Origin of the sequence: Streptomyces sp. NPDC046465 (assembly GCF_040646035.1) — a bacterium.
Lineage (GTDB): Bacteria > Actinomycetota > Actinomycetes > Streptomycetales > Streptomycetaceae > Streptomyces.
This window is the reverse complement of record NZ_JBEYZK010000012.1, coordinates 164,991-177,174: the sequence shown is the minus strand read 5'-3', so window position 1 is coordinate 177,174 and position 12,184 is coordinate 164,991. Positions and strand designations below refer to the sequence as shown.

Sequence of the window (12,184 nt, the reverse complement as noted above, 5' to 3'; positions counted from 1 at the left end):
GTACGCACAGAAAGCCCGTACGCACGGATGGCCAGGCCACCGGATACGTGACCTGGCCCTCCGCGTACGCATCTGCCTCTCCGTACTACTGCGTCGGCGTCGCCTCGTACCCGAAACGAGCCGCCGTCGCCGTCAGAGCCGGATGGGCGAAGCGTTCGGCCAGGTCGCCCTCGCCGATCCACTCGCGCCACTCGCCCACCTGCCCGCGCCGCATGATGCGAGCGTTCTTGGTGCTCTCGCCCTCACCCGCGGACGCCGCGTCCTCGCGGGCGCGCATCGCCTTGAAGGAACTGCGGTCGGCCGCCTGGGCCACGACCTCCGGCGTCACCGTGAGGCCCAGCGCGGCGAGCATCGCGGTGATCGCCCCGACCGGGTGCGACTTCAGGTCCTCGAACCGCACCACCGCGAACTTCGAGAACTCCGGCGCCGCCTCCAGCCAGCTCCGGTAGAAGCGGGCCCAGCCGGGGATCGAGGGCTCGCCGTCACCGAGCCGGACGCGGTCGAGGAAGTCGGGGTACGTGAGCTTCCCGATCATGTCGGCGGCGTCCGGTATCCAGGAATCGCCGAAGGAGGAGAACCACTTGTAGGACGAGTAGATCGTGTCCCGAGGGTCCCGCACCACGAGGATCGCGCTGTTCACCGCGGAGTCGGCGAACACCTCGGGGTAGAAGTGCGTCTTGATGAAGCGCTTCGCGTCGGGCCCGCCCGTCGCCCCGGCAGCCCCGGCAGCCCCGGAAGCCCCAGCAACCCCGTCCCGGTCGCGCTCGGACGTCGCCGCCAACCGCTGCCGGTAGTACTCCAGTTGGGTCTCCACGGCCTGCGCCGCGCCGTCCCGCTCGTCGGGCGACTCGACGTACGGGTCGAGGTACTCGAAGCCGAGTTCGTGCACGATGTTGGCCACGAGCGCCTGCCCGGACCCCGGGTCACCGGCCACGACGATGTCGTTCTCGCCGAGCAGCCGCGCACTGCGCCGGGCCAGCTCGTCCGGCCGCAGTTTCTCCCGGACCGGTGAGTCCTGGGTCATGTCGCACATCCTGTCTCTCCCCGCGACCGGGGGCATAGGGGGCGGGGGCACCAGCGGGAGCGGGAGCGGGTCACTTCTTGGCGCGCGCCGCGACCGCCCTGGTCAGGTAGGTGACTTCGAGCTTCTGCGCGTCCGCGAGGCGCTCACGGATGAAGTCGAGGAACTGCTCGAACTTGGCGTCGCCGAGCTGGACCCGCACGTCGTTCACCGACTGCCAGAGGCCGATGTAGTGATCGATGGTCTGCTCGACGGAGTGCCGGCCCTCGAGGACGACGACGTCGTCGAAGCGCGGGCTGGCGTTGAACTTGTCCGACAGCTCCTTGATCATCTGGGGGTGGGCGGAGGTGATCCGCTTGCGCTCCCCCATGAGCCGCTTGAGCTCGTTCTCGATGTCCACGAGGACGGGGTTCACCTCGATGAGCCGCGGGTTGTAGAGCGCGACGAACCAGCCGCCCGGACGCAGCACGCGGCAGAACTCCGCGGTGCCCACCTCGAAGTCGACCCAGTGGAAGGAGGACGCCATGCTGATGAGGTCGGCCGACTGGTCCTCCAGACCGGTCTTCTCGCCCTGCCCGGCCCGCCAGTTGATCTTGTAGTCCGCCGAGTCCGAGATGCCCTCGGCCCGCATGTTGTCGTTCGGCTCGACCGCGGTGACCGAGCGGAATCCGCCGTCCGCCACGATGCGGGTCCACAGGCCGGTGCCCGCGCCGACGTCGACGGCGTCCAGTTCGGCGGCCGGGCGGCCCACCAGACCGATCAGGGCGTCCCGCACCGAGGTCGCGTACCCCTCGCGGTACTTCGAGTAGTCCTTCGCCAGGTCGGTGAAATCTCCGTGCTTAAGCTTCGTCGACGTCGTCATGCGAGGCACAGCTCCTTATTGTTTTCCCAGTGACACAGAAAATCCATGGCAAATGGTTCATCGAATGCCGGGCGGGCAGAAGCCGCCCCTCACGCCACCGCAGAACTCAACCGCTGCTCGTGCGCGAGTCGAATCATGGTCGCCGCAGCCTTGGGGTCGATGTCCCCGTAGTTGGTGACGACGAGATCGGGATCGGTCGGGAACTCGGCGGACTGCCCGATTCCGACGATGTCCTTCGCGTCGTTGCCGCTGTAGACGCCCTTGCTGTCCCGGCGCTGGAGTTCCTCGACGGGAACGTCGAGCAGCACCTCGAAGTAGTCGGGCTGGTTCTCGCGGTTCCACTGCTGCACCTCGTGGAACAGCGAGATCGTCGCGACCACGACGACATGCCCTTGTTCCGCGAGCAGTTGCGACAGGCGACCGTAGGTCATGGACGCCTTTATCCTGCTTTCCCGGTCGAATCCGGAGGTCATGCCGAGAGCAGTTCGCACCTGGTTCCCGTCCAGCAGGATCGGCTGTTGTCCCCGCTGAAGCAGTTGTCGGACGAGTTCACGTGCGACCGTCGTCTTGCCGGCTTCGGCAAGCCCGGTCACCCAGATGACCGTGCCGCCGGAATCGGCGCTTCCAACCCCGTTGGCTCCCATGGATGGCCTCCCTCAGTGGACGTACGGTCGCCGGAACTCTTCACAGCACGCCTGTGCTGCTGTAAAGTTCCTCAGAAAATTTTGGGCCCCGAAAATTCAACATGCATCACTCATGCATCACTCATGCATGAGCAGTGCATTACTCACGCACTACTAATGCACCGCTAATGCACTACTCATGGAATTCCGAGTGACCCCGTGAAATGGCCGCTGACCGACCGTTGAAAGATCGCTTTCTCCCTCAGCGTTCCGCCGGATCGGGCGGACACTGTTCGAGCGACCCCGTCAGTATTGTCCCGGCGTTTACCGGGCGTCCAATATCTGTTCGTACTGAAGCCTAGATCGGTCAGTTATGGAGATACGCCAACTCGAGTACTTCGTCGCTGTCGTCGAGGACGGCAACTTCACCAGAGCCGCCGCCCGGGTCCATGTGACGCAGCCAGGAGTGAGTGCGCAGATTCGGCGCCTGGAGCGGGAACTCGGATACGAACTGCTCGACCGGTCCGGCCGCACGGTCCGCCCCACCGCCGTGGGCGAGGCCCTCCTGCCCTACGCGAAGGCGGCGTTGGCCGCGGTGCGCAACGCGCGGCTCGCCGTCGACCAGGTGGCGGGGCTGCTGCGCGGCCGGGTGAACGTGGGCATGGTGACCGTGGTGGCGTCCCTTGACGTGCCCGGGATGCTCGCGGAATTCCAGGCGGCGCATCCCGCCGTGGAAGTGGCCCTGCGGCAGGGCAGCACTGACGATCTCGTCGACGGGCTCAAGGACGGCGAACTCGACATGGCTTTCCTCGGCATGGCCGTGGAGCCCCCGGCGTTCCTGCGCACGGAGGTCGTCCACGCCGACCCGCTCGTCGCGGTGCTGCGCGTGGACGACGAGTTCGCGGAGCGGGACTCCCTGGTCCTCAAGGAACTCGCGTCCCGTCAGCTGATCTCGCTGCCGAGCGACAGCGGCACCCGGCGCCAGCTCGACATCTCCCTGGCCGCAGCCGGTATCGACGCGCCGATCGCGTTCTCGGCGAGCGATCCCCAGGCGCTGGTGGACATGGCGGCGCGCGGTTTCGGTGTGGCGATCCTGCCGCGGGGGGCCGTCCGCTCGGCGGGCGACGACCTCCGGCTCGTACCGTTCCGCGATCCGGACATGCACGGGCGGCTGTACCTGGCGTGGCCGGACGACCGGGCGATCGACCCGGCGGCGCAGGCGGTCGTCCAGCATGCGCTGGACCACATTCAGGAACGGGACGACGCGGTGCGGCAGGCTTCCTGACGGCCAGTTAGCGTACGGAGTGCTATCCGCGGCTCACTTCACGGGCCGCGCCTCACATCACGGGCCGCGCCCCACTTCACGGGCCGCGCCTCACTTCACGGGCTGCGGCTCACCGGCTTCGACCCCGGCGTCCCGCGGCGGCGGCTTGGCGGCCAGGAAGTCCTTGGTGCGGATCAGGAAGAAGGAGAAGACCGCGCCGACCAGGGCAAGGACGCCGGCGATGATCAGCAGGTCGTTGAGCGCGTCGGCGTACCCGGCGTGGAGCGCCGTGGCCACCTGGTCCCGCAGCGGGGCGGGCATGTTGTCGCTCAGCCCGGAGACGTTGCCGTGTTCGACTGCGGCGGCGATGCCCGGGGCCCGTTCGGCGAGTTCCGGGACGGCCGACAGGTTACGGCTGACCTCGTCGTGCAGCGACGCCGTGAAGATGGAGCCGAGTACGGGGATGCTGGCGGCCATGCCGACCTGCCGGAAGGTGATGTTGATTCCCGACGCGGTACCCGCGCGGTCCGGCGTGACCACGCCGACGGCGGTCGAGGCGAGCGGCGGGTTCACGACACCGCTGCCGATGCCCGCCACGACGAAGCCCGGGATCAGGTGGACCCAACTGCTCGACGCGTCGTTGCCCGACATGAGGAGCAGACCGCCGCCGACGAGGAAGAGCCCCGGGCCGATGAGCCACTTCACCGGAAGGCGGCTGCTCAGCCGCCCCGCGATGGTCGACGCCACCAGGGCACACACGCTGATCACCAGCAGGCGCACGCTGGACTCCAGGACGGAGTACCCGAGTCCGTTCTGCAGATACAGCACCAGGTAGAGGAGCATCGCGAACAGCGAGCCGTTCATCGTGAACGCGGCGATCGAACCGCCCACGAACGTCGGCGTGCGGAACAGCGACAGGTCGAACAGCGGCTGTGCGGAGCGGAGTTCCACGATCAGGAACGTGATCAGGAGAACCGCGGCCGCACCGAGCCACATCACGACATCCGTGTTGCCCCACTCGGTCTCGCCCGCCCGGATCAGCCCATAGATCAGTGCGACCAGACCGCTGGTGAACAGGGCGAAGCCCGGCCAGTCCAGCTTGAGCCTGCCCCGCGCCGGCGACTCGTCGACCTTCCACAGCGTCACCACGATGGCGAGGATGCCGAGGGGAACGTTGACGAGGAAGATGCCGCGCCAGCTGATGTGGGCCGCGATCAACCCGCCGAATACGGGCCCGAGTCCGGAAGCGAGCCCCGTCACGGCGCCCCAGACGCCGAACGCCACGCCCCGCTCCTTGCCGGTGAAGTTCCGGGCGAGCAGCGCGAGGGACGTGGCGTACATGACGGATCCGCCGATGCCCTGTGCGGCACGCGACAGGATCAGCATGAGCGGTGAGGAGGAGACGCCGCAGAGGAGTGAGCTGACGGTGAAGACCGCGAGGCCCACCAGGAACAGCTTGCGGTAGCCGAAGCGGTCGGCCAGCGAACCGCCGACCAGCAGCATCGCGGCGAGGGTGAGCGAGTAGGCGTCAACCACCCATTGCGCATCGGCGAAGCTGCTGTCGAGCCCGCTCTGGATCTGCGGCAGGACGACCGTCACGATGGTGGCGTCCAGCAGGAGCATGAAGGTCGACGCACAGACGACCACCAACGTCCACCATCGCTTGGCCACGACTGATCTCCCCCGCACTCTTACTTGGGCTCTTGCTCGGGCTCTTACTCGGGCTCTTGCTTGGTCTCCTGCTTGAGCTCAAGCAGGAGCTCCTGCTCGGGCTCTTACTTGGGCTGGATGAACTCGGGCTGGTCGAGGATGCGCAGCCACGAGCCGTCGGCCTGGCGGCGGACCACCTGGGCGCGCGCGCCCGTGCCGTCCTTCGGCGGGGTGGACGTGAGCGCGATGTCGCCGTTGATCAGAGTCGGAAGGGGCTCCTCCGGCTCGAACTTGGGGTTGCGCGTCATCGCCATCTCCCACAGCTTGCGGATGGCTTCGCGCCCCTGGGTGATCTGCCCGGGCGGGAAGGCGACGACCGCGTCCTCCGCGTAGAGCTCGGCGACACCGGTCGCGTCGCCCTTGTTGGCGCGCTCCACGAACAGACGCGTGATGTCTTCCGGCTGGTAAGCCTTCTCGTACTCGGACACAGGGGGGCCTCTCGTTCAGAGCTGATTTCCAGCACCGACAAGCTTCGTCGGGCGGAACATGCAAGTCCAACTCCCTGTGCTTCTGGCAGCCAGAAGCAATGGATCTGGATCGCCCCTGCGACCGGACTCGAGACGCGAGCGGCAGCGGGTGCAGGTACGGGTGCGGGTGCAGGTGCGGGTACGGGTACGGGTGCAGGTACGGGTACGGGTGCAGGTACGGCAGCAACCGTGGTTCCGGCTCCGCAGTGCCAACTGAGGAATTCCTCAGTCACCCCGTCGGCGCTCCCGCCGTACCATCACTGCCCTCGACCGGCGGCCCACTCGCCCCGGCCGCCCATCCCTCCCCCCTCTTCTCCCACCCCGCACACCGAAGACGGAGGCACCCATGTCATCCATGCGATCAAAGCGATCCACGCGATCCATGTACCGTCACACTCCGAACCCGCACAGTCACACCACGCGAGCATTCCGATGAGGGTCGACGTCGCCTGGTGGCACCTGGACGGCACGCCACAGACCATCGATTCAATGCGCGCGCACCTGCGGGAGAACACGCTGGACCACTGGACCAAGGTGCCCGGCCTGCGGCTGAAGATCTATCTGGCGGACCGCGAACAGAACCGGTGGGGCGCGATGATGCTCTGGGAGCACGAGCGGCCGCCGCTCGACCAGATGCCTCCGAACGCCGCCCTCGCGCTGATCGGCCGACCGCCCGACGTGCGCGTCACCTTCGAGGCGGAGGGCACGGTGGAAGGCCTGTACGAACTGGCCACCCTGCAGGCCCTGGGCCCCGCTTTCGCCGACGTGCAGGTCATCGGCGGGCCCATCGGCGCGGAGGGAATGTGATGGGGCGGCGGGCCGGTGTTGACCCGGAGTTGCCCCGGTGTTGACACGATGGAATGCCCCCGGTTCAAATGTGCTCGGTTTTCTCTCAGGGGGACAATTGTCGAGCCGCGCTCCAATCCTTTTTCCCCACCAATTTCGGGACTTCGAAATGGACCACAAAGCCGGGAGGACAACGACCACATGACGTCGAACACCTGGGATGTCCTCGACCTCCCGCCCGGCGCCCGGCCCGACCCCGACGAGTACATCAAGGCCGCGATGGAGTGGCACTTCGGCCCCGAGACCGGCTCCCCGTACTGGCTGGAGCGCGCGAAGTCCCTGGACTTCGACCCGCGCACCGACATCTCCACCCACGCCGACCTCGTACGCTTCCCCAACGTAGCCGCCGAGCTGCGCACCGTCCGCGCCGAGGACCTGATCCCGCGCGGTTACGGCGAACACCCGGACGTACGCGGTGTCTTCGAGAGCGGCGGCACCACCGGCGCCCCCAAACGCGTCGTCCTGCTCGGCGACTGGCGCACGCGCCTGCTGGCCTGGACCAGCGAGCAGCTCGACGCACACGGCTTCCCACGGGGCGCAAACTGGCTGGGAATCGTTCCCAGTGGCCCGCACATCGTCGGCGAGTTCTTCCGGGGTTCGGCGACCACGCACGGCACCCATGGATTCACCATCGACCTCGACCCGCGCTGGGTGAAGCGGCTGATATCCGGGGGTCGCGGCAGCGAGGCCGACGACTACGCCGAGCACGTCGTCGACCAGGCGGCAGAGGTGCTGCGCTCCCAGAACATCGGCGTCCTCACCGTCACGCCACCGGTCCTGGAGCGGATCTCGCGGCGCGACGAACTCGTGGAACTGATCAACGAGAAGGTACGGGCGATCCGTTGGGGCGGCACCCAGCTCGATCCGGACTCCCGCCAGGTGTACCGGACGGAGATCTTCCCCGACACCGTCTTCTCCGGGAACTACGGCAGCACGATGATCCTGGGCTTCGCCGGCGAGCGCCCCGGCCTCGGTGACGACGCCCCCTGCGTCTTCGACACGCTGAGCCCGTACGTCACCTTCTCGGTCGTCGATCCGGAGACGATGCGGCCGGTCCCGTACGGGGAGCGCGGCCGGGTCGTGGCCAACCACGTCAGCAAGTCGTTCCTGCTCCCCAACAACCTCGAACGCGATCTCGCCACCCGCGTCGAACCCCTCGACGGCGGCCCCGGCGACTCCGTGGCCGACATCGCACCTGTCTCCAGATTCGAGAACGAGGACGTGGTCGAGGGGGTGTACTGATGACACCGGACAGCACACCGGCGCAGACACCGCACCCGGCACAGACACCGCACCCGGCACAGACACCAGACCCGGCACAGACACCGCACCCGGCACAGACGCCGCTACAGCTCGACGCGCTCGGCCCGCGCGGCGCGTTCCGGGCCAGGAATCGCCAGTCGGTCACGGACGTGACCGGCACGCCCGTCGCCGAACTGAGCCTCGTACCGCCGCCGTTCACCAGCCGCACGATGTCGGCGCTGCGGCGAGCGGAATCCGCTCCGCCCGAAGAGCGGATACGACGCATCGTCGAAGCCGCCGACCTGTTCGCCACCGGGACCGTCGCAGGCCTGAGCGTGCCGGAGTACTGCCTGCTGGTCAGCCGCGTCGGCGGCGTCCCGCTCACCGAGGTCACCTCGGCCGTCGACCGCATCGCCGAACGGCTCCGGGACATCGGGTCCGGCATCGAGCAGGCGCGCCCCACCGGCGCGGTCACCGACTGGCGCGACCCGCTCACACGGACCGGCCGGGCCGTCCACACCCGGCGCGGCGACGTGTTCGCCGTCCATGCGGCAGGCAACCACCCCGGCACCCACAGCCTGTGGCCCGAGGCGCTCGCGCTGGGCTTCCGCGTCGCGGTCCGGCCCTCCCGGCGCGAGCCGTTCACCCCGCACCGGCTCATCACGGCGCTGCGTACGGCGGGGTTCGGGAACGACGAGATCACGCTCCTGCCCACCGATCACGCGGGCGCCGACGCCGTCCTGCGGGGCGCCGACCTGGGCATGGTCTACGGCGGCGAGGACGTCGTCCGCAAGTACGGCGCCGACCCCACCGTCCTGCTCCAGGGGCCCGGCCGATCCAAGATCCTCCTGACGGCCGACGTCGACTGGCACGACCACCTCGACACCCTCGTGGACTCGGTCGCCGGACGCGGCGGCACGGGCTGCGTGAACACCACGGCCATCCTGATCGAGGGCGATCCGGCCCCGCTGTGCGAGGCGCTCGCCGAACGGTTCTCGGCGCTGCCCAGCCTTCCGCCGGACCACCCGAAGGCCGTTCTGCCCGTACAACCGGCCGCGGGCGCACGGGCGATCGCGGCATACGTGGAGCGCCGCGCCGCCGGGGCCCGGCCCTGGCTGGGCGCGGACACGGTCGCCGACGAACTGGGCGACGGCAGCGCGGTGTTGCGCCCGGCCGTCCACCAGCTCGACCGCGCCGACGCCCCCCAGCTGGGCGCCGAGCTCCCCTTCCCCTGCGTATGGGTGGCCCCTTGGCGCCCGGCGGACGGCCTCGCTCCCCTACGGGACAGCCTGGTCCTCACCGCACTGACCGACCGAGAGCCACTCCTCGATCAACTCCTCGCCGAACCGACCATCGCCAACCTGTACGTGGGTGACCACCCGACGCACTGGATGCGCCCCGGACTGCCGCACGACGGGTACCTCGCGGACTTCTTGATGCGTACGAAGACGGTGGTACGGGACTGACCGGCGAGCGCGCCCTCGCTCCCCACAGTGAACGCTCACTTCATCGAGGCGCGACTGTCCACTTCGTGTGCGACGTTGAGCCAGACCTCACCGCAGGCACGGGCCACGTTCGCCACCATGTCGACGCAGTGGGCGGGGACGCTCTCGATGAGGCGGTCCCACTCGTCCGGCGGGAGGGTGGCCGCGTCCAGCAGCCGCAGCAGCAGGCGGCCGGAATCGGTGAAGCGGATGGAGGGGTCGCGCTTCAGGATCGGGATCAGATCCGCGGCGACCGGTGCGGCGGCCCCGGAGGCCCCCGGCGCCACCGCCCCTTCCACGGCCACGGGGTCGGGTGCCACGCGGGCCGACACGGAGGTCGTCGTCGTGTGGCCGGTGACCACCTGCGCCGGTACGGCCGTGCCCGGCGTGAGGTCGGGCGCGTCCTGCCGGGAGGGGCGCGGCTGCGGCAGGTCGAGGTCGTCCTGTTCCAGCTTCCGCCGCACGTCACGGGCGGTGGACCGGGACACTCCGGCGGCTCCGGCGATCTGCCGCAGCGTCGCGTCTGGGTGGGTCCGGATGAACTCGCCCGTGGCGGCGCGCGCGCCGGAGCTGTTGACCGGCCGCGTCCGGCCGTCACGGCCGATGCGTACCGGCGCGGCGGGCAGGCCGTCGCCGATCCGGCGCCGGATGCTGCCGACCGTCTTGGGCGAGAGACCGGCGAACGAGGCGATCATGCGGTCCGACCACTGCGGGTGGGAGTGGATGATCCGCGTCGCGGCGACGTTGCGGTCGGCGCGGGTCAGGGGCAGCCCGTGGGTGGTGTTCGCCTGAACGGCCACGATGAAGACGTCCGCCTCGTGCCCGTCGAGGAAGCGTACGGCGATCTCCCGGTCCCCGCGCAGCACCGTCGCCCGCAGCCGGTGCATGCCGTCGATGACCCGCATCGTCGGCCGGTGCACCAGGATGGGCGGCAGATCGGCCCCGGACTCGGCGAGGACCCGGATGTGGTCGACGTTCTCTCCGACGAGGCGTGGCGAGTCGGCCGACCAGAGGAGGTCGACGGCGACGCGTTCCACCGGCAGGGAGTGCGCCCGCACTTCCCAGGGCTTCTCCCCCCGCACCTCCCCGCTCTCCCCCCGTACCCCGCCGCTCTCCCCCCGTACCTCCCCGCTCTCCCCTCGTGCTTCGTCTCCGGCCGTCGCATCTTCCGCTGCCACGACTTCTGTCAACTCGCTCGCATACATGAACCCGTCGCCCCCAGTTCAGAGTTCGCCCGTCTGCTCGACACACGCCGCCCCGACGAAAACGGAATCGCTGATTCCCACAGGTTGTTCCACAGGTTCTTCTGGATACGTGAGCCCGACAGTGCGGCGCGAAAAATGGAGAGCCGTATCAGAAAGGCATAGTTGTTCATTTAAATTACCGTCCCCGTACCTACGGGAGCCACTGGGCAAGGTGTCACGCAAAAACCAACTGCGCGATTTCAAGCCATTTTTCGCAAACAACTTGACACTGAACCCTCAAATAACTAATCACCCGATCGCCCGACCGCCCGAATAATCAAGAACCCCCGCAGATACCCCACCCGATTACTAGAATCAGGAGGCATGGAACTCAGGCAGCTCGAATACTTCGTCGCGGTGGCCGAGGAGGAGAACTTCACCCGGGCCGCCGAGCGCGTGCACATCAGCCAGTCCGGAGTGAGCGCCCAGATCAGGCAGTTGGAGCACGACCTCGGGACGTCGCTGTTCGACCGCTCGGGCCGCAGCGTCCGACTCACCCCCGCCGGGGTCGCCGCACTGCGGCACGCCCGCTCCGCGCTGGCAGCCGCCGACGCCGTCCGTCAGGCGGTGGACGAGGTGAACGGCCTCATCCGGGGCCGGCTCGTGGTCGGCATGGTGACCGCCTGCACCGTCACCCCGCTCTTCGACGCACTGTCCGCGTTCCACCACAAGTACCCCGGCGTGGAGATCGTCCTGCTCGAGGACGCCTCCGACCGCCTCCTTGAACGCCTGCGCGCCGGCACCGCCGACCTCGCCCTCGTCAGCACGTCCGGCGCGCCACCGCCCGGCCTGGAGGCGTACGAGATCATCCGCGAGCCCCTGGTCGCCGCGATGGCGATCGGCCACCCGCTTTGCGAACAGCCCCAGGTGACCCTGAAGGACCTGGCACACCACTCGGTGGTCAGCCTCCCGACCGGCACGGGGGTGCGCAAGGTCTTCGACGACGCGTGCGCGACGGCGGGCGTCGACATCGAGATCGCGTTCCAGGCCGGTGCTCCCAGCGCCATCGCCGACCTGGCCATCCGCGGCCTGGGCGTCGCCATCCTCTCCGAGTCCCTGGTCGCCCAGCACCGCCCCCGCCTGACGACCCGCCCCATCGAGGACATCCACACCGAGCCCGTCCTCTCCCTGGCCTGGGCCTCCACGGAAAACCCGGCCCTGCGCGAGCTCGTCCACCACTGCCGCCAGTCCTTCGCCCACCCGTCCCCCCTGGCCCCGACCCCCGAATCGGCCCCCACATCCGTACCGCTACCGACACTGTCGCCGTAGCTGCCAGCACCAGCACCGGCACCGGCACGACAAAACCCCAGCTCAGAAGAGTCTGAGCTGGGGTTCCTGTGGAGCCGCCTTCGGGATTCGAACCCGAGACCTACGCATTACGAGTGCGTTGCTCTGGCCATCTGAGCTAAGGCGGCACGCCG

Annotated in this window: 11 protein-coding genes and 1 tRNA gene; 5 read left to right on the top strand and 7 right to left on the bottom strand. The window is 68.7% G+C overall.

Annotated features, from left to right (window positions below):
* Positions 1-85 precede the first annotated feature (85 nt).
* From ABZ953_RS20380 to ABZ953_RS20370, 3 genes are all read right to left on the bottom strand, one after another.
* Complete coding sequence (locus tag ABZ953_RS20380) at positions 86-1,024, bottom strand: sulfotransferase domain-containing protein (RefSeq protein ID WP_361725573.1); 939 nt, start codon at positions 1,022-1,024, stop codon at positions 86-88.
* A 70-nt stretch (positions 1,025-1,094) separates the two neighbouring features.
* Positions 1,095-1,883: a class I SAM-dependent methyltransferase gene (locus ABZ953_RS20375; RefSeq protein ID WP_361725571.1), complete on the bottom strand. Its 789-nt coding sequence runs from the start codon at positions 1,881-1,883 to the stop codon at positions 1,095-1,097.
* 89 nt (positions 1,884-1,972) lie between these two features.
* Entirely contained in the window at positions 1,973-2,527 is a 555-nt protein-coding gene (locus tag ABZ953_RS20370) for an adenylyl-sulfate kinase (RefSeq protein ID WP_361725568.1), read from the bottom strand.
* Positions 2,528-2,879: 352 nt separating this feature from the next.
* Here ABZ953_RS20370 and ABZ953_RS20365 point away from each other — a divergent pair, with 352 nt between their 5' ends.
* On the top strand, positions 2,880-3,791 hold the full coding sequence (locus ABZ953_RS20365) for a LysR family transcriptional regulator (protein ID WP_361725565.1): 912 nt from the start codon (positions 2,880-2,882) through the stop codon (positions 3,789-3,791).
* A 90-nt stretch (positions 3,792-3,881) separates the two neighbouring features.
* Here the strand turns inward: ABZ953_RS20365 and ABZ953_RS20360 are convergent, their stop codons facing one another.
* Positions 3,882-5,441, bottom strand: coding sequence for an MFS transporter (locus tag ABZ953_RS20360; protein WP_361725562.1), 1,560 nt, complete (start codon positions 5,439-5,441; stop codon positions 3,882-3,884).
* 104 nt (positions 5,442-5,545) lie between these two features.
* On the bottom strand, positions 5,546-5,908 hold the full coding sequence (locus ABZ953_RS20355; RefSeq protein ID WP_361725559.1) for an SgcJ/EcaC family oxidoreductase: 363 nt from the start codon (positions 5,906-5,908) through the stop codon (positions 5,546-5,548).
* A gap of 471 nt (positions 5,909-6,379) precedes the next feature.
* Between ABZ953_RS20355 and ABZ953_RS20350 the strand changes: the two genes are divergently transcribed.
* The 3 genes from ABZ953_RS20350 to ABZ953_RS20340 all read left to right on the top strand — a co-directional run bounded on the left by ABZ953_RS20350 (position 6,380) and on the right by ABZ953_RS20340 (position 9,501).
* On the top strand, positions 6,380-6,754 hold the full coding sequence (locus tag ABZ953_RS20350) for a hypothetical protein (protein ID WP_361725556.1): 375 nt from the start codon (positions 6,380-6,382) through the stop codon (positions 6,752-6,754).
* Positions 6,755-6,934: 180 nt separating this feature from the next.
* Positions 6,935-8,035 carry a phenazine antibiotic biosynthesis protein gene (locus ABZ953_RS20345; protein WP_361725553.1) on the top strand — a complete coding sequence of 367 codons (1,101 nt, stop codon included), beginning with the start codon at positions 6,935-6,937 and terminating at the stop codon, positions 8,033-8,035.
* Positions 8,035-9,501 carry an aldehyde dehydrogenase family protein gene (locus ABZ953_RS20340; RefSeq protein WP_361725550.1) on the top strand — a complete coding sequence of 489 codons (1,467 nt, stop codon included), beginning with the start codon at positions 8,035-8,037 and terminating at the stop codon, positions 9,499-9,501. The genes ABZ953_RS20345 and ABZ953_RS20340 overlap by 1 nt, the downstream gene beginning before the upstream one ends.
* 35 nt (positions 9,502-9,536) lie before the next feature.
* On the opposite strand, the gene ABZ953_RS20335 is transcribed toward ABZ953_RS20340, so the two are convergent.
* A complete protein-coding gene (locus ABZ953_RS20335) occupies positions 9,537-10,601 on the bottom strand; it encodes a ParB/RepB/Spo0J family partition protein (RefSeq protein ID WP_361725548.1) in 1,065 nt (354 codons plus the stop codon).
* A gap of 486 nt (positions 10,602-11,087) precedes the next feature.
* On the opposite strand from ABZ953_RS20335, the gene ABZ953_RS20330 reads away from it, so the two are divergent.
* Complete coding sequence (locus tag ABZ953_RS20330) at positions 11,088-12,032, top strand: LysR family transcriptional regulator (RefSeq protein ID WP_361725545.1); 945 nt, start codon at positions 11,088-11,090, stop codon at positions 12,030-12,032.
* 69 nt (positions 12,033-12,101) lie between these two features.
* Here ABZ953_RS20330 and ABZ953_RS20325 read toward each other — a convergent pair.
* Positions 12,102-12,178 (bottom strand) — tRNA-Thr (locus ABZ953_RS20325).
* Positions 12,179-12,184 lie beyond the last annotated feature (6 nt).

Coding starts and splice junctions, on each gene's coding strand:
- ABZ953_RS20380 (WP_361725573.1), bottom strand. CDS start 1,024: ATGACCCAGGACTCACCGGTCCGGGAGAAACTGCGGCCGGACGAGCTG.
- ABZ953_RS20375 (WP_361725571.1), bottom strand. CDS start 1,883: ATGACGACGTCGACGAAGCTTAAGCACGGAGATTTCACCGACCTGGCG.
- ABZ953_RS20370 (WP_361725568.1), bottom strand. CDS start 2,527: ATGGGAGCCAACGGGGTTGGAAGCGCCGATTCCGGCGGCACGGTCATC.
- ABZ953_RS20365 (WP_361725565.1), top strand. CDS start 2,880: ATGGAGATACGCCAACTCGAGTACTTCGTCGCTGTCGTCGAGGACGGC.
- ABZ953_RS20350 (WP_361725556.1), top strand. CDS start 6,380: ATGAGGGTCGACGTCGCCTGGTGGCACCTGGACGGCACGCCACAGACC.
- ABZ953_RS20345 (WP_361725553.1), top strand. CDS start 6,935: ATGACGTCGAACACCTGGGATGTCCTCGACCTCCCGCCCGGCGCCCGG.
- ABZ953_RS20340 (WP_361725550.1), top strand. CDS start 8,035: ATGACACCGGACAGCACACCGGCGCAGACACCGCACCCGGCACAGACA.
- ABZ953_RS20330 (WP_361725545.1), top strand. CDS start 11,088: ATGGAACTCAGGCAGCTCGAATACTTCGTCGCGGTGGCCGAGGAGGAG.